Source organism: Acidovorax sp. GW823-FHT05D11 (assembly GCF_058795695.1).
The window spans coordinates 503,769-520,223 of record NZ_CM179502.1; the positions used below are offsets into that span (position 1 = coordinate 503,769).

A 16,455-nucleotide genomic window follows, 5' to 3' on the forward strand; every position below is an offset into this window, starting at 1 on the left:
TTTATGGCTTCGACGAAGACGCGGCAGAAGCGGCGGGTGCCGCAGGTGCTGCTGCTGCGGTCGGCGACGAGGGGGCCGCGGATGGCGCTCCCGGCGCTTGCCATGGAACCGGCTTCACCGGCGTGCCGGGCGGCAGCATCTGCAGCTTCTGGAAGCCGTCCACCATGACCTTCTCGCCAGCCTTCAGCCCGTCGAGAACCACCCAGCGGTTGTTCTGGGCCGCGCTGACCTTGATGGGGCGCTGGGACACTTTGCCGTCCTCGCCCACCACGCTGACCGTGTCACCCTGCTGGGTGCGCGTGACAGCCTGCTGGGGCAGGGTGATGGCATTGCTGGCCTGGGCCTGTTCGATGCGCACGCGCAGGTACAGGCCGGGCAGCAGCTCCCCCTTGGGGTTGGGGACTTCCGCGCGCAGCGTGACCTGTCCCGTGGTGGCGTCCACCGACAGGTCGGTGAACAGCAGCTTGCCGGTCTGGGCGTATTCCGATCCGTCGCCCAGGACGAGCTTGACGCTGGCGGCCTCGGTGCCGCCGGCGCGCTTGAACTGGCCGCTTTCCATGGCGCGGCGCAGCTGGAAGACATCGCTGGCCGATTGGGTGAAGTTCACGTACACCGGGTCGATCTGCTGCACGACGGCCAGGGCAGTGGCTTCTCCCTGCCCGACCAATGCACCTTCCGTGACCAGCGCCCGCCCGATGCGGCCCGATATGGGGGAGGTCACGCTGGCATAGCCAAGGTTGATGTCGGCGGTGCGCACCGACGCCCTGGCGGCGGCCACGTCTGCCTGGGCCTGCTTTTCGGCGGCTTCCGCATTGACGAAGTCCTGCTTGCTGATGGCATTGGCGCTCACGAGCGGGCGGTAGCGTTCCACCTGGGCGCTGGCCTGCGCGAGGTTGGCCTGGGCCTTGGCGAGGCTGGCGCGGGCGCTTTCCGACGCTGCCGCGTACGGGGCAGCGTCAATGCGAAAGAGTGGCTGGCCCGCCTTCACGTCGCTGCCTTCCTTGAAGAGGCGCTGCTGCAGGATGCCCGCAGCCCGGGCGCGCACCTGGGCGACGCGGGAAGCTTCCACGCGGCCCGGCAATTCGGTGATCAGCCCCACATCGCCGGGCGTTGCGGTGACAACCCCAACCTCGACGGGGGGCATCTGCTGCCCGCCGGCCGGGGCTTGGCCGTCGCTTTTGCCGCAGGCAGCCAGCAACACCGCCGCTGCGGTGGCTGCGACCAGGGAGATGGCCTTGTGGGTTGTAGAGGCGCGAAAGGAGGGAATGGCAGATGCGTCACGCGGTGTGGGCATGGGAGTCCTTTTGATTGGCGTCAAGGAATTGGGTTGTAGGGGAAAGGGCCGCTGGCTGGAAGCGCCCCAAGATGAGAGCCCGACAAAATAAGTGCGCGATTATACATACAAACATGAATGTATAATTGTGACCGCCGGATGTCTTGGTGCATCCGGCCGGTGACTAGGCATTGAGAACGAGGAGACATACACCCCATGGCGCGTCGAACCAAAGAGGATGCAATTGCCACGCGCAACAGCCTGATAGATGCCGCGGAGCAGGTCTTCCGGGAGAAGGGGGTTTCGCGTGCTTCCCTGAGCGATATCGCGCAGGCTGCGGGGGCGACGCGGGGGGCGATCTACTGGCATTTCAAGGACAAGGTGGACCTCTTCAGTGCCATGATGGACCGGGTGACCCTTCCGCTCGAGCAGGGCTATGGGGAATTCGAGTGCAGCACCTGTCCGGATCCGGTGCAGCGGCTGCGTGCGGTGATGGCGCTTGTGCTGCGCAGCGTGGCCTCTGACGAGCGGACGCGCCGGGTTTTCGAGATTGCGCTCTACAAGGTGGAATATGTGAGCGAGCTCGTGGGGGTGCGTGATCGTCACGTGGCTGCGTCGGATGGTTTCACCCGCCAGTTGGCGCGCGACTTCGAGCTGGCTGCGCAGTTGCAAGGGGTCGTCTTGCCAATGACGCCCATGGAGGCGGCCGTGGGCTTGCATGCCTTGTTCGATGGGCTCATCCGCAACTGGATCCTGGGCGAAGGCGGCTTCGATCTGGTGGGTGTCGGCGGGGTGAGTACCGATGCCTTTCTTGTGGGGTTGGGCCTGGCATTGCCAGGGGTTGTTGATGCCCGGGATTGCCGTGTTGCGCCCTAGTGCGTCTGTGGGTGCTCGTGTTGGTCGTGGTGCATCGGGGTGGTGTGCGTTTGCTGGCGGCGGTTGCATGCGATAATCCAAGGCTGTGCCAGTTCGGTCGTGCGGCTGTAGCTCAGTGGATAGAGTATTGGCCTCCGAAGCCAAGGGTCGTGGGTTCGATCCCCGCCAGCCGCACCAATGACGCGTGCAATCCAGGGAATGTGTCTCTTCGGGTGATCCTGCGGGGCTGCTAATTTCTCCGTGTTGCAAAAAACTAGTGCTATAATTCGAAATTCTCCGGAGGGGTGCCCGAGTGGCTAAAGGGGGCAGACTGTAAATCTGTTGGCTTACGCCTACACTGGTTCGAATCCAGTCCCCTCCACCAGTGAGAGAGTAGTGTTGAGAGTGATGTCCGGTTTTGCTTGATTGCAAGGCTGGGCGCGCAGAGGCTGTTGGCCGATGCGGGAGTAGTTCAATGGTAGAACCCTAGCCTTCCAAGCTAATGACGCGGGTTCGATTCCCGTCTCCCGCTCCATTGCTCGCTTGTGCTGGTTTGTTGAGTTAGAGATTTTGATGTTGTGCGAGCGGCATCAAGTTGCCCATGTGGCTCAGTGGTAGAGCACTCCCTTGGTAAGGGAGAGGTCGCGGGTCCGATTCCCGCCATGGGCACCACTTTCAGGTGCGTCCGATTCTGGTTGCGCCGAGATCCTGTCGTATTGGTATAGATTTTTTTCGGAGTCGGAAAAATGGCAAAAGGAAAGTTCGAGCGCACCAAGCCTCACGTCAACGTGGGCACGATCGGCCACGTGGACCATGGCAAGACGACGCTGACGGCGGCCATCGCCACCGTGCTGTCCGCCAAGTTCGGCGGCGAAGCCAAGGCATACGACCAGATCGATGCGGCGCCCGAAGAAAAGGCCCGCGGCATCACGATCAACACCGCGCACGTGGAATACGAAACGGCCAACCGCCACTACGCCCACGTGGACTGCCCCGGCCACGCCGACTATGTGAAGAACATGATCACCGGCGCTGCCCAGATGGACGGCGCCATCCTGGTGTGCTCGGCCGCTGACGGCCCCATGCCCCAGACCCGCGAACACATCCTGCTGGCCCGCCAGGTGGGCGTGCCTTACATCATCGTGTTCCTGAACAAGTGCGACATGGTGGATGACGAAGAACTGCTGGAACTCGTCGAAATGGAAGTGCGCGAACTCCTGGACAAGTACGACTTCCCAGGCGACGACACCCCCATCATCCGTGGCTCGGCCAAGCTCGCCCTGGAAGGCGACAAGGGCAAGCTGGGTGAAGAAGCCATCATGAAGCTGGCCGAAGCGCTGGACACCTACATCCCCACGCCAGAGCGCGCTGTGGACGGTGCCTTCCTGATGCCCGTGGAAGACGTGTTCTCCATCTCCGGTCGTGGCACCGTGGTGACTGGTCGCGTCGAGCGCGGCATCATCAAGGTCGGCGAAGAAATCGAAATCGTCGGTATCCGCGACACGCAAAAGACCATCTGCACCGGCGTGGAAATGTTCCGCAAGCTGCTGGACCAAGGTCAAGCTGGCGACAACGTTGGCCTGCTGCTGCGCGGCACCAAGCGCGAAGACGTGGAGCGCGGCCAAGTGCTGTGCAAGCCCGGCTCGATCAAGCCCCACACCCACTTCACCGCTGAAGTGTATGTGCTGAGCAAGGACGAAGGCGGCCGCCACACCCCGTTCTTCAACAACTACCGCCCCCAGTTCTACTTCCGCACGACCGACGTGACCGGCGCCATCGAGCTGCCGGCCGACAAGGAAATGGTCATGCCTGGCGACAACGTGTCGATCACCGTCAAGCTGATCAACCCCATCGCCATGGAAGAAGGCCTGCGCTTCGCCATTCGCGAAGGCGGCCGTACGGTCGGCGCTGGCGTCGTGGCCAAGATCATTGCTTAACTGGCAAAGGTATACAGGGGTATAGCTCAATTGGCAGAGCGTCGGTCTCCAAAACCGAAGGTTGTAGGTTCGATTCCTACTGCCCCTGCCACTTGAATGTGGCCCAAAACAAGCCCGCCAGGCCCTGGCGGGCTTCGGTGTCTTAAGTGATGCCGTGAATCGGAAGCAGGAAATACTCAAAGATGGCCACTTCACAGGTTGAAACTGTCAATACAGGCGCAGACAAGGCCAAGCTCGCAGCGGTGGTGGCTTTGGTCATCGCCTCGGTTGCGGGCTTTTATTTGCTGAGCAAGCAGGGCGCTCTCGTCCAATGGGCTGCGCTGATCGTCGGTCTGGTGGCGGCTGCGGGCGTGTTCCTGGTGTCGGAGTCTGGCCGTCAGTTCGTTGCCTTCGCAAAGGATGCATGGCGCGAGGTGAAAAAGGTCGTCTGGCCTACCCGCAAGGAAACCTTGCAGATGACGGCGTATGTGTTTGCCTTCGTGGTGATCATGGCGCTTTTCCTGTGGTTCACGGACAAGACGCTGGAATGGGTCTTGTACGACTTGGTTTTGGGTTGGAGAAAGTCATGACGACCGCTGCGGAAATCACTGGAGCAGAAGCTCCTGCAGGCGCTTCTGCTTCGGCAAATCCGGATCTGCGCTGGTACATCGTCCATGCCTATTCGGGCATGGAAAAGGCGGTGGAGCGCAATATCCAGGAGCGCATTGGTCGCTCGGGCATGCAAGACAAGTTCGGTCGCATTCTGGTGCCGACCGAAGAAGTGGTGGAGATGAAAAACGGCCAGCGCAAGACGACGGAGCGTCGCTTGTTCCCTGGCTATGTATTCGTCGAGATGGTGATGGACGACGATACCTGGCACTTGGTGAAGCACACCAACAAGGTGACCGGTTTCGTGGGGGGGGCAAAGAACCGCCCCGCCCCTATTTCCGAAGAGGAAGTCCAGAAGATCGTCAGCCAGATGCAGGAAGGCACGGACAAGCCGCGCCACAAGATCGAATTCATGGTGGGCGAGCTGGTTCGCGTCAAGGAAGGTCCGTTCACGGATTTCAATGGCTCCGTCGAAGAGGTCAACTACGAAAAGAGCCGCGTGCGCGTCTCCGTGATGATCTTCGGCCGCTCCACGCCGGTCGAACTGGAATTCGGTCAGGTCGAAAAGACGTAAGAACGTCTTCGATAAAAACCCTGATCGCCCTGGCGCGCCAGGGCAAGCAATTGGATGTCGCGCTTTTCGGCTCGGTGCGAACATCGTGATAGCGAGTCGTTAACCCCGGGGAGCCGGTTGCTGCATGGTGCAGCGCAGGCGTTATGACCCGTAAGGAGTAAAACATGGCGAAAAAAATCGTCGGTTTTATCAAGCTGCAAGTCCCAGCTGGTAAGGCCAATCCATCCCCACCCATCGGCCCGGCACTGGGTCAGCGTGGCCTCAACATCATGGAGTTCTGCAAGGCATTCAATGCGCAGACCCAAGGTGTGGAGCCAGGCCTGCCATTGCCCGTGGTCATCACGGCTTTCGCAGACAAGAGCTTTACCTTCATCATCAAGACGCCGCCTGCGACGACTCTGATCAAGAAGGCCATCAAGCTCGAAAAGGGTTCGGCCAATGCGCTGAAGATCAAGGTCGGCAAGATCACGCGCGAACAGCTCGAAGAAATCGCCAAGACCAAGATGAAGGACATGAATGCCGCGAATGTTGACGCAGCTGTCCGTACGCTGGCTGGTTCCGCACGCTCGATGGGCGTGACGGTGGAGGGTTTGTAAATGGCCAAGTTGACGAAAAAGCAAAAAGCCCTGCAGGGCAAGGTTGACAGCACGAAGTTGTACGCCTTTGCGGATGCAGTGGCCCTGGTGAAGGAAGCCGCCACCGCCAAGTTCGATGAATCCATCGACGTGGCCGTGCAGCTCGGCATTGATGCCAAGAAGTCCGACCAAGTGGTGCGTGGCGCCGTGGTGCTGCCCAACGGTACCGGCAAGACGACGCGCGTCGCCGTGTTCGCCCAGGGTGCCAAGGCTGAAGAAGCCAAGGCCGCGGGTGCCGACATCGTCGGCATGGACGACCTGGCCGCCATGGTCAAGGCTGGCGACATGCCTTTCGACGTGGTGATTGCTGCCCCTGACGCGATGCGCGTCGTGGGTACGCTGGGCCAGATCCTGGGCCCGCGTGGCCTGATGCCCAACCCCAAGGTGGGCACAGTGACGCCTGACGTTGCCACGGCCGTGAAGAATGCCAAGGCTGGTCAAGTGCAGTTCCGCGTGGACAAGGCCGGTATCGTGCACAGCACGATTGGCCGCCGTTCGTTCGACAACGAGAAGCTGCAAGGCAATCTGGCTGCGCTGATCGATGCACTGAACAAGGCCAAGCCTGCTTCGAGCAAGGGTCTGTACCTGCGTAAGGTCGCCGTGTCTTCCACGATGGGCCTGGGCGTCCGCGTGGATACGCAATCCATCGCAGCGTAATTGCGAAAAGAAATCTTCGGACCTGTCAAAGGGTCCGATGTGGTGGGCTGAAGCTGGCATTCAAGCTGCCTTCAGGCCATCCAAGACCGTTGGTGTGCAAGTTCGCACTTAATCCCCCTGGGGCCAACGCAGATGGCGATCCCGCTGCAGATGGAATCCGTTCCAAAACAGTTGGTCGCTGCAACAAGAGCGCGCAGGAGGGTGCAAGCCTGAATGTGCAATTTAAGGAGTAGACCTTGAGTCTTAATCGCAGTGAGAAAGAAGCGGTCATCAGTGAAGTGACCAGCCTCGCCGCTAAAGCTCAAACGCTTGTGATCGCGGAGTACCGCGGCATCACGGTCGCCGACATGACCAAACTGCGTGTGGAAGCTCGCAGCAAGGGCGTGAACCTGAGTGTTCTGAAGAACACCCTGGCTCGCCGTGCTGTAGCTGGCAGCGCGTTTGACGTGGTGGCTGACCAGATGACCGGTCCGCTGATCTATGGCTTCTCCGAAGACGCTGTGGCCGCCGCCAAGGTGGTGGCCGATTTCGCGAAAACCAACGACAAGCTGGTGATTCGTGGTGGCGCTTTCGGTGGCAAGGCCCTGGATGTCAACGGCGTTAAGCAACTGGCCAACATTCCTTCCAAGGAAGTGCTGCTGGCTCAGATTTGTGGCTTGCTTATGTCCCCCATGTCGCGTACGGCCGTTGTGCTGGGCGCACTGGCGGCGAAAAAAGGCGAAGGCGCAGCCGCACCGGCCGCCGAACCTGCCGCGGCTTGATAGCCGGGTAGTCAACCAACACAATTGTTAGGAAATCAAAATGGCATTCGATAAAGACGCATTCTTGACCGCGCTGGACAGCATGACGGTCCTGGAACTCAATGACCTGGTGAAGGCCATTGAAGAGAAGTTTGGCGTGAGCGCTGCAGCCATGGCTGCTCCTGCTGCCGCTGGTGGCGGTGCTGGCGCTGCTGCTGCTGAAGAAAAGACGGAATTCAACGTGGTGCTGACGGAAGCCGGCGCCAACAAGGTGTCCGTCATCAAGGCAGTGCGCGAAATCACCGGCCTGGGCCTCAAGGAAGCCAAGGACCTGGTGGACGGCGCTCCCAAGAACGTCAAGGAAGGCATTGCCAAGGCCGACGCCGAAGCTGCCGTCAAGAAGCTGGTGGAAGCCGGCGCCAAGGCCGAACTCAAGTAATTCGGTCTCGTTCAAGGGCTGGAGTGCTCCTCAAAGGGCCTCCAGCCTTTGGTGCTTTCAGAGCGCACCCGCAAGCCTCGTTTTCCACGAGTCTTTCGAGTGTCTTCTGACAACCCCGACAGCAGAAGACGCCTTGGTTCGGGTGATGTGCAATGCATCACCGTCCGCCATGGTTGGTAGTGGCCAACCGCCAAGCCCGTAAGGACACCTCTCCTTGCGGGTCAGTCGTCGAAGACCCAGGACTCATGTCTTTGCCCGGAGATCTCATGGCCTATTCCTACACCGAACGCAAGCGAATTCGCAAAAGCTTCGGCACCCGCGATAGCGTGCTCGAAGTTCCTTATCTGCTGCAGATGCAGAAGGACGCATACACCGCTTTCCTGCAGGCTGATAAAGCACCCCAGAAAAGAACCATCGAAGGCCTTCAGGCTGCATTCGACGCTGCCTTTCCTATCGTCTCCCACAACGGTTTCGTGGAGATGAAATTCATCGAGTACAACCTGGCCAAGCCCGCCTTCGACGTGCGCGAGTGCCAGACGCGTGGCCTGACGTTCGCGTCGGCCGTGCGGGCCAAGGTGCAGCTGATCATCTATGACCGCGAGTCCTCGACGTCGCAGTCCAAGGTGGTCAAGGAAGTGAAGGAGCAAGAGGTCTACATGGGCGAAGTGCCGCTCATGACCGACAAGGGCTCGTTCATCATCAACGGCACCGAGCGCGTGATCGTGTCCCAGCTGCACCGCTCGCCCGGCGTGTTCTTCGAGCACGACAAGGGCAAGACGCACAGCTCGGGCAAGCTGCTGTTCTCGGCGCGCATCATCCCTTACCGCGGCTCCTGGCTGGACTTCGAGTTCGACCCGAAGGACATCCTGTATTTCCGTGTGGACCGCCGCCGCAAGATGCCGGTCACGATCCTGCTCAAGGCCATCGGCCTGAACCCGGAATCCATCCTGGCGAACTTCTTCGTCAACGACAATTTCCGCCTGATGGACAGCGGCGCGCAGATGGAGTTCGTCTCCGAGCGCCTGCGCGGCGAAGTGGCGCGCTTCGACATCACCGACAAGTCCGGCAAGGTCGTCGTGGCCAAGGACAAGCGCGTGACCGCGCGCCACACCCGCGAACTGGAGCAGTCCGGCACCACGCACATCAGCGTGCCCGAAGACTTCCTGATCGGCCGCGTGGTGGCCCGCAACATCGTGGATGCGGACACCGGTGAGATCATCGCCAAGGCCAATGACGAACTGACCGAGGCACTGCTCAAGAAGCTGCGCAGTGCCGGCGTGCAGGACGTGCAGTGCATCTACACCAATGAACTCGACCAGGGCGCGTACATGTCGCAGACCCTGCGCATCGACGAAACGGTGGACGAGTTCGCAGCGCGCGTCGCCATCTACCGCATGATGCGCCCCGGCGAGCCGCCCACGGAAGACGCCGTGCAGGCCCTGTTCCAGCGCCTGTTCTACAACCCCGACACCTACGACCTGTCGCGCGTGGGCCGCATGAAGTTCAACGCCAAGATCGGCCGCGACGAATCCACCGGCCCCATGGTGTTGTCCAACGAGGACATCCTTGCCGTGGTCAAGATCCTGGTGGACCTGCGCAACGGCAACGGCGAAGTCGATGACATCGATCACCTGGGCAACCGCCGCGTGCGCTGCGTGGGCGAACTGGCCGAGAACCAGTACCGCACCGGCCTGGCACGTATCGAGAAGGCCGTGAAGGAGCGTCTGGGCCAGGCCGAGCAAGAGCCGCTGATGCCCCACGACCTGATCAACAGCAAGCCGATCTCGGCTGCGCTGAAGGAATTCTTCGGCGCCTCGCAGCTGTCGCAGTTCATGGACCAGACCAACCCTCTGGCTGAAATCACGCACAAGCGCCGTGTTTCCGCACTGGGCCCGGGCGGTCTGACCCGCGAACGCGCAGGCTTCGAAGTGCGCGACGTGCACGTGACCCATTACGGCCGCGTCTGCCCTATCGAAACGCCTGAAGGCCCGAACATCGGCCTGATCAATTCGCTGGCCCTGTACGCACGCCTGAACGAATACGGTTTCATCGAAACCCCGTACCGCCGCGTGGTGGAAGGCAAGGTCACGAACGAGATCGACTACCTGTCGGCCATCGAGGAAGGCAAGTACGTGATCGCGCAGGCCAACGCCGTGCTCGACAAGGACGGCCGCTTGACGGGCGAACTGGTCTCTGCCCGCGAAAAGGGTGAATCCATCCTGTGCGGTGCAGACCGTGTGCAGTACATGGACGTGTCGCCCGCGCAGATCGTGTCGGTGGCCGCCTCGCTGGTTCCATTCCTGGAGCATGACGATGCGAACCGCGCATTGATGGGCGCCAACATGTCGCGCCAGGCCGTGCCCGTGCTGCGTCCCGAGAAGCCCCTGGTGGGCACGGGCATCGAGCGTGTGGCCGCCGTGGACTCGGGCACCGTGGTCACCGCGACCCGTGGCGGTATCGTCGACTATGTCGATGCCACCCGCATCGTGGTGCGCGTGAACGACGACGAGGCCGTGGCCGGTGAAGTGGGCGTGGACATCTACAACCTCATCAAGTACCAGCGTTCCAACCAGAACACCAACATTCACCAGCGCCCCATCGTCCAGAAGGGTGACAAGCTGGTCAAGGGTGACGTGATCGCCGACGGCGCATCGACGGACTTCGGCGAGATCGCTATCGGCCAGAACATGCTGATCGCCTTCATGCCCTGGAATGGCTACAACTTCGAAGACTCGATCCTGATCTCCGAGCGCGTGGTGGCCGAAGACCGCTACACCTCGATCCACATCGAGGAACTGGTGGTCATGGCCCGCGACACGAAGCTGGGCGCCGAAGAAATCACGCGCGACATTCCGAACCTGTCGGAACAGCAGCTGAACCGTCTGGACGAGTCCGGCATCATCTACGTGGGCGCCGAAGTGCAGCCCGGCGACACGCTGGTGGGCAAGGTCACGCCCAAGGGCGAGACCACGCTGACGCCTGAAGAGAAGCTCCTGCGCGCCATCTTCGGCGAAAAGGCTTCCGACGTGAAGGACACCTCGCTGCGCGTGGACCAGGGCTCGCAAGGCACCGTGATCGACGTGCAGGTGTTCACCCGCGAAGGCATCCAGCGCGACAAGCGCGCCCAGCAGATCATCGACGACGAACTCAAGCGCTTCCGTCTGGACCTGAACGACCAGCTGCGCATCGTCGAGGCCGACGCGTTCGACCGTATCGAGAAGCTGCTCAACGGCCGCGTGGCCAACGGCGGCCCGCAGAAGCTCGCCAAGGGCACCAAGATCGACAAGGCCTACTTGGCGTCGGTCGAGAAGTTCCACTGGTTCGACATCCGCCCCGCCGAAGACGAAGTAGCCACGCAACTCGAGTCCATCAAGAACGCGCTGGAGCAGACGCGCCACAGCTTCGACCTGGCCTTTGAAGAAAAGCGCAAGAAGCTCACGCAAGGCGACGAGCTGCCAGCGGGCGTGCTCAAGATGGTCAAGGTCTACCTGGCCGTCAAGCGCCGCCTGCAGCCCGGCGACAAGATGGCCGGCCGCCACGGCAACAAGGGTGTGGTCTCCAAGATCGTTCCGGTCGAAGACATGCCCTACATGGCCGACGGCACCCCTGCCGACATCGTGCTGAACCCCCTGGGCGTGCCCTCGCGGATGAACATCGGGCAGGTGCTCGAAGTCCATCTGGGCTGGGCCGGCAAGGGCATCGGCCAGCGCATTGGCGACATGCTGCAGCAGCAGGCCAAGGCCTCCGAGCTGCGCAAGTTCCTGGAAGAGGTGTACAACTCCCGTGGCCGTACCGAAGACCTCTCGCAACTGAGCGATGAGGATGTGCTGAACATGGCGGCCAACCTCACCAGCGGCGTGCCTTATGCCACTCCGGTGTTCGATGGTGCTTCGGAAGAAGAAATCAAGGACATGCTGAAGATCGCCTACCCGGACGACATTGCCGAGCGCAAGGGCCTCACGCCCACCCGTACCCAGGCATACCTGTTCGACGGCCGCACCGGCGAGCGTTTCGAGCGTCCGACGACCATCGGCTACATGCACTACCTGAAGCTGCACCACTTGGTGGACGACAAGATGCATGCCCGTTCGACCGGTCCTTACTCGCTCGTCACGCAGCAGCCGCTGGGCGGCAAGGCGCAGTTCGGCGGCCAGCGTTTCGGGGAAATGGAAGTGTGGGCGCTGGAAGCTTACGGCGCCGCCTACGTGCTGCAGGAAATGCTGACGGTGAAGTCCGACGACGTGGTGGGCCGTACCAAGGTGTACGAATCCATCGTCAAGGGCGAACACGCCATCGAAGCCGGCATGCCGGAATCGTTCAACGTGCTGGTCAAGGAAATCCGTTCGCTGGGCCTGGACATCGAGCTGGAACGCTCCTAAGCAGAAAAGGAAAGAGTCACTATGAAATCGCTACTCGACCTGTTCAAGCAATTCACGCCGGATGAGCATTTCGATGCCATCCGCATCGGCATGGCTTCGCCCGAAAAGATCCGCTCGTGGTCTTTCGGCGAAGTGAAGAAGCCCGAGACCATCAACTACCGCACGTTCAAGCCCGAGCGCGACGGCCTGTTCTGCGCCAAGATCTTCGGCCCCATCAAGGATTACGAGTGCCTGTGCGGCAAGTACAAGCGCCTGAAGCACCGTGGCGTGATCTGCGAGAAGTGCGGCGTTGAAGTCACGCAGACCAAGGTGCGCCGCGAGCGCATGGGCCACATCGACCTGGCCGCGCCCTGCGCGCACATCTGGTTCCTGAAGTCGCTGCCATCGCGCCTGGGCCTGGTGCTGGACATGACGCTGCGCGACATCGAACGCGTGCTGTATTTTGAAGCCTATGTGGTGACCGACCCCGGCATGACCCCGCTGAAGAAGTTCAGCATCATGTCCGAGGACGACTACGACGCCAAGCGCAAGGAATACGGCGACGAATTCATCGCCAAGATGGGCGCTGAAGGTATCAAGGACCTGCTGGAATCCATCGACATCGACCTGTCGATCGAACGCCTGCGCGGCGACCTGACCGGATCCGAAGTCAAGGTCAAGAAGAACGCCAAGCGCCTGAAGGTGCTGGAAGCGTTCAAGAAGTCGGGCATCAAGCCCGAGTGGATGGTGCTCGAAGTGCTGCCCGTGCTGCCACCGGACCTGCGTCCGCTGGTGCCGCTGGACGGCGGCCGCTTCGCGACCTCCGACCTGAACGACCTGTACCGCCGCGTCATCAACCGCAACTCGCGCCTGCGCCGCCTGCTGGAGCTGAAGGCCCCTGAAATCATCGCCCGCAACGAAAAGCGGATGCTGCAGGAAGCCGTCGACTCGCTGCTGGACAACGGCCGCCGCGGCAAGGCCATGACGGGTGCCAACAAGCGCGCCCTGAAGTCGCTGGCCGACATGATCAAGGGCAAGTCGGGCCGTTTCCGCCAGAACTTGCTGGGCAAGCGGGTGGACTACTCGGGCCGTTCCGTGATCACCGTGGGCCCAACGCTCAAGCTGCACCAGTGCGGCCTGCCCAAGCTGATGGCCCTGGAACTGTTCAAGCCTTTCATCTTCTCGCGCCTGGAAGCCATGGGCATCGCGACGACGATCAAGGCCGCCAAGAAGGAAGTCGAATCCGGCACGCCGGTGGTGTGGGACATCCTGGAAGAGGTCATCAAGGAACACCCCGTGATGCTCAACCGTGCGCCTACGCTGCACCGTCTGGGTATCCAGGCCTTCGAGCCCATCCTGATCGAAGGCAAGGCCATCCAGCTGCACCCACTCGTCTGCGCGGCCTTCAACGCCGACTTCGACGGTGACCAGATGGCTGTTCACGTACCGCTGTCGGTGGAAGCGCAGATGGAAGCCCGCACGCTGATGCTGGCCTCCAACAACGTGCTGTTCCCCGCATCGGGCGAACCCTCCATCGTTCCTTCGCAGGACGTGGTGCTGGGCCTGTACTACGCCACCCGTGACCGTATCAACGGCAAGGGCGAAGGCCTGGTGTTCGCCGACACCGGTGAAGTGCAACGTGCTCTGGACGCCGGCGAGGTCGAACTCGCCGCCAGGATCACGGTGCGCATGACCGAGTGGACCAAGAACAAGGAAACGGGCGAATTCGTTCCGTCCACCTCGCTCGTGGAAACCACCGCTGGCCGCGCACTGCTGTCCGAGATCCTTCCCAAGGGCCTGCCGTTCTCCAACATGAACAAGGCGCTCAAGAAGAAGGAAATCTCGCGCCTGATCAACGTGTCCTTCCGCAAGTGCGGCCTGAAGGAAACGGTCGTGTTCGCCGACAAGCTGCTGCAAAACGGCTTCCGTCTGGCCACGCGCGCCGGTATCTCCATCGCCATCGACGACATGCTGGTGCCTCCACAGAAGGCCGGCATCATCGAGCGCTCCGAGAAGGAAGTGAAGGAGATCGAACAGCAGTACGTGTCCGGTCTGGTCACCTCTGGCGAACGCTATAACAAGGTGGTGGACATCTGGGGCAAGGCCGGCGACGAAGTGTCCAAGGTGATGATGGCCCGGCTCTCCAAAGAGAAGGTCATGGACCGCCACGGCAAGGAAGTGGACCAGGAGTCGTTCAACTCCATCTACATGATGGCCGACTCCGGTGCCCGCGGTTCCGCCGCCCAGATCCGCCAGGTGGCCGGCATGCGGGGCCTGATGGCCAAGCCTGATGGCTCGATCATCGAGACGCCCATCACCGCGAACTTCCGCGAAGGCCTGAACGTGCTGGAGTACTTCATCTCCACCCACGGTGCCCGTAAGGGTCTGGCCGACACGGCGCTCAAGACCGCCAACTCCGGTTACCTGACCCGCCGCCTGGTGGACGTGACGCAGGATCTGGTCGTGACCGAGGAGGATTGCGAAACCTCCAATGGTTCGCTGATGCGCGCCATTGTCGAAGGCGGCGAAGTGATCGAATCGCTGCGCGACCGTATCCTGGGCCGCACGGCCGCAGAAGACGTGCTGCATCCGGAAACCCGGGCGGTGCTGGTCCAGGCGGGCGTCATGCTCGAGGAAGACCTCATCGAGGAACTCGAAGCCGCTGGCGTCGACGAAGTGAAGGTGCGCACGGCGCTGACCTGCGAGACCCGCTATGGCCTGTGCGCCAAGTGCTACGGCCGCGACCTGGGCCGTGGCGGCCTGATCAACCTCGGCGAAGCCGTGGGCGTGATCGCTGCCCAGTCCATCGGCGAACCCGGCACGCAGCTGACCATGCGCACGTTCCACATCGGTGGTGCCGCTTCGCGCGCCGCCATCGCATCGAGCGTGGAAGCCAAGTCCAACGGCGTGATCGGCTTCAATGCCACGATGCGCTACGTGAGCAACACCAAGGGCGAGCTGGTCGTCATTGCACGTTCGGGTGAGATCATCATCCACGACGAGCATGGCCGCGAGCGCGAGCGCCACAAGGTGCCTTACGGCGCGACGCTGACGGTCAAGGCCGACCAGCAGATCAAGGCCGGCACCATCCTGGCCAACTGGGATCCGCTGACGCGCCCCATCATCACCGAGTTCGCCGGCCAGACCAAGTTCGAGAACGTCGAAGAAGGTCTCACGGTGGCCAAGCAGGTCGACGAAGTGACCGGCCTGTCCACGCTGGTGGTGATCGATCCGAAGCGCCGCGGCGCTGCCAAGGTCGTTCGTCCACAGGTGAAGCTGATCGACGCGCAGGGCAACGAAGTGAAGATCCCTGGCACCGACCACTCGGTGACCATCGGCTTCCAGGTCGGCGCGCTGATCCAGGTGCGCGACGGCCAGGACGTGGGCCCCGGCGAAGTGCTGGCGCGTATTCCGGTCGAAGGCCAGAAGACCCGCGACATTACCGGCGGTCTGCCCCGCGTGGCCGAGCTGTTCGAAGCCCGCACTCCGAAGGACAAGGGCACGCTGGCCGAGATGACCGGTACCGTGTCGTTCGGCAAGGAAACCAAGGGCAAGGTCCGCCTGCAGATCACCGATCCTGAAGGCCACGTGTTCGAAGAGCTCGTGCCCAAGGAAAAGAACATCCTGGTGCACGAAGGCCAGGTGGTGAACAAGGGCGAGTCGATTGTGGACGGCCCCGCCGATCCGCAGGACATCCTGCGCCTCTTGGGCATCGAGGAACTGTCGCGCTACATCGTGGACGAAGTGCAGGACGTGTACCGCTTGCAGGGCGTGAAGATCAACGACAAGCACATCGAGGTGATCGTTCGCCAGATGCTGCGCCGCGTCGTGGTCGAGAACGTCGGCGAGTCGAACTACATCGCCGGTGAGCAGGTCGAGCGCTCCGAGATCCTCAACACCAACGAGGCGCTGCAGGCCGAGGGCAAGATTCCCGCGACCTACAGCAACCTGCTCTTGGGTATCACGAAGGCTTCGCTGTCGACCGACTCCTTCATCTCGGCGGCTTCCTTCCAGGAAACCACCCGCGTGCTCACCGAGGCTGCCATCATGGGAAAGCGCGACGAGCTGCGCGGCCTGAAGGAAAACGTGATCGTGGGCCGCCTGATCCCGGCCGGTACGGGTCTGGCTTACCACCAGGCACGCAAGGCCAAGGATGCCATGGACGACGCCGAGCGCCGCGCCATCGCCGAAGCCGAAGCGGCCGAGATGGAAGCCCAGGCGGATGCCACCGAAGTCGAGGGCAGTGCCTCCACGGCCACCGACGCAGCTGCTGACTAAGCCCGAGGGCTGTCACTGAAGAGCTCCCGCCCTGTCCCTGGCAGGCCGGGAGCTTTTTTTTGGACACATCGTCTGCGCACCTTTCTTCTTTTCCTTTCTCCATTTACTTTTCGGGCCGGAA

The 16,455-nt window shown here is 61.8% G+C and carries 11 protein-coding genes and 5 tRNA genes; 15 read left to right on the forward strand and 1 reads right to left on the reverse strand.

Annotated elements, in window-relative coordinates; all coding sequences use genetic code 11:
• Position 1: 1 nt before the first annotated feature.
• Positions 2-1,294, reverse strand: a complete 1,293-nt coding sequence (locus AC3RCE_RS02355; RefSeq protein ID WP_369641168.1) for an efflux RND transporter periplasmic adaptor subunit — start codon at positions 1,292-1,294, stop codon at positions 2-4.
• Between the two features lie 195 nt (positions 1,295-1,489).
• Here AC3RCE_RS02355 and AC3RCE_RS02360 point away from each other — a divergent pair, with 195 nt between their 5' ends.
• From AC3RCE_RS02360 to rpoC, 15 genes are all read left to right on the forward strand, one after another.
• Positions 1,490-2,149: a TetR family transcriptional regulator gene (locus tag AC3RCE_RS02360; protein WP_492254429.1), complete on the forward strand. Its 660-nt coding sequence runs from the start codon at positions 1,490-1,492 to the stop codon at positions 2,147-2,149.
• Positions 2,150-2,250: 101 nt separating this feature from the next.
• Positions 2,251-2,326: transfer RNA gene (locus AC3RCE_RS02365), tRNA-Arg, on the forward strand.
• Positions 2,327-2,427: 101 nt separating this feature from the next.
• Positions 2,428-2,513, forward strand: a tRNA-Tyr gene (locus tag AC3RCE_RS02370).
• Between the two features lie 76 nt (positions 2,514-2,589).
• Positions 2,590-2,663: transfer RNA gene (locus tag AC3RCE_RS02375), tRNA-Gly, on the forward strand.
• Positions 2,664-2,725: 62 nt separating this feature from the next.
• A tRNA-Thr gene (locus tag AC3RCE_RS02380) sits at positions 2,726-2,800 on the forward strand.
• A gap of 74 nt (positions 2,801-2,874) precedes the next feature.
• On the forward strand, positions 2,875-4,065 hold the full coding sequence (tuf, locus tag AC3RCE_RS02385) for an elongation factor Tu (protein ID WP_056642984.1): 1,191 nt from the start codon (positions 2,875-2,877) through the stop codon (positions 4,063-4,065).
• A gap of 15 nt (positions 4,066-4,080) precedes the next feature.
• Positions 4,081-4,156 (forward strand) — tRNA-Trp (locus tag AC3RCE_RS02390).
• A gap of 91 nt (positions 4,157-4,247) precedes the next feature.
• A complete protein-coding gene (gene secE / locus AC3RCE_RS02395) occupies positions 4,248-4,634 on the forward strand; it encodes a preprotein translocase subunit SecE (protein ID WP_218297389.1) in 387 nt (128 codons plus the stop codon).
• Positions 4,631-5,227 (forward strand): transcription termination/antitermination protein NusG, encoded by a 597-nt coding sequence (nusG, locus tag AC3RCE_RS02400; protein ID WP_082437456.1) that lies wholly within the window; start codon positions 4,631-4,633, stop codon positions 5,225-5,227. The genes secE and nusG overlap by 4 nt, the downstream gene beginning before the upstream one ends.
• Positions 5,228-5,391: 164 nt before the next feature.
• A complete protein-coding gene (gene rplK, locus AC3RCE_RS02405; protein ID WP_063459212.1) occupies positions 5,392-5,823 on the forward strand; it encodes a 50S ribosomal protein L11 in 432 nt (143 codons plus the stop codon).
• The gene (gene rplA, locus AC3RCE_RS02410; protein WP_218297388.1) at positions 5,824-6,519 is read left to right on the forward strand and encodes a 50S ribosomal protein L1; all 696 of its coding nucleotides are present in this window, start codon (positions 5,824-5,826) and stop codon (positions 6,517-6,519) included.
• Between the two features lie 236 nt (positions 6,520-6,755).
• Positions 6,756-7,280: a 50S ribosomal protein L10 gene (gene rplJ / locus AC3RCE_RS02415; RefSeq protein WP_218297387.1), complete on the forward strand. Its 525-nt coding sequence runs from the start codon at positions 6,756-6,758 to the stop codon at positions 7,278-7,280.
• Between the two features lie 40 nt (positions 7,281-7,320).
• Complete coding sequence (gene rplL, locus AC3RCE_RS02420) at positions 7,321-7,698, forward strand: 50S ribosomal protein L7/L12 (RefSeq protein ID WP_008907085.1); 378 nt, start codon at positions 7,321-7,323, stop codon at positions 7,696-7,698.
• 266 nt (positions 7,699-7,964) lie between these two features.
• Positions 7,965-12,077 carry a DNA-directed RNA polymerase subunit beta gene (gene rpoB, locus AC3RCE_RS02425; RefSeq protein ID WP_218297386.1) on the forward strand — a complete coding sequence of 1,371 codons (4,113 nt, stop codon included), beginning with the start codon at positions 7,965-7,967 and terminating at the stop codon, positions 12,075-12,077.
• Between the two features lie 21 nt (positions 12,078-12,098).
• Positions 12,099-16,334 (forward strand): DNA-directed RNA polymerase subunit beta', encoded by a 4,236-nt coding sequence (rpoC, locus tag AC3RCE_RS02430; protein ID WP_218297385.1) that lies wholly within the window; start codon positions 12,099-12,101, stop codon positions 16,332-16,334.
• Positions 16,335-16,455: the final 121 nt, after the last annotated feature.

What these genes read in the sequence shown, in the direction of transcription:
- rplA (WP_218297388.1), top strand. Translation starts at nt 5,824, where the DNA reads ATGGCCAAGTTGACGAAAAAGCAAAAAGCCCTGCAGGGCAAGGTTGAC.
- rpoB (WP_218297386.1), top strand. Translation starts at nt 7,965, where the DNA reads ATGGCCTATTCCTACACCGAACGCAAGCGAATTCGCAAAAGCTTCGGC.
- AC3RCE_RS02355 (WP_369641168.1), bottom strand. Translation starts at nt 1,294, where the DNA reads ATGCCCACACCGCGTGACGCATCTGCCATTCCCTCCTTTCGCGCCTCT.
- nusG (WP_082437456.1), top strand. Translation starts at nt 4,631, where the DNA reads ATGACGACCGCTGCGGAAATCACTGGAGCAGAAGCTCCTGCAGGCGCT.
- rplL (WP_008907085.1), top strand. Translation starts at nt 7,321, where the DNA reads ATGGCATTCGATAAAGACGCATTCTTGACCGCGCTGGACAGCATGACG.
- AC3RCE_RS02360 (WP_492254429.1), top strand. Translation starts at nt 1,490, where the DNA reads ATGGCGCGTCGAACCAAAGAGGATGCAATTGCCACGCGCAACAGCCTG.
- secE (WP_218297389.1), top strand. Translation starts at nt 4,248, where the DNA reads ATGGCCACTTCACAGGTTGAAACTGTCAATACAGGCGCAGACAAGGCC.
- tuf (WP_056642984.1), top strand. Translation starts at nt 2,875, where the DNA reads ATGGCAAAAGGAAAGTTCGAGCGCACCAAGCCTCACGTCAACGTGGGC.
- rpoC (WP_218297385.1), top strand. Translation starts at nt 12,099, where the DNA reads ATGAAATCGCTACTCGACCTGTTCAAGCAATTCACGCCGGATGAGCAT.
- rplK (WP_063459212.1), top strand. Translation starts at nt 5,392, where the DNA reads ATGGCGAAAAAAATCGTCGGTTTTATCAAGCTGCAAGTCCCAGCTGGT.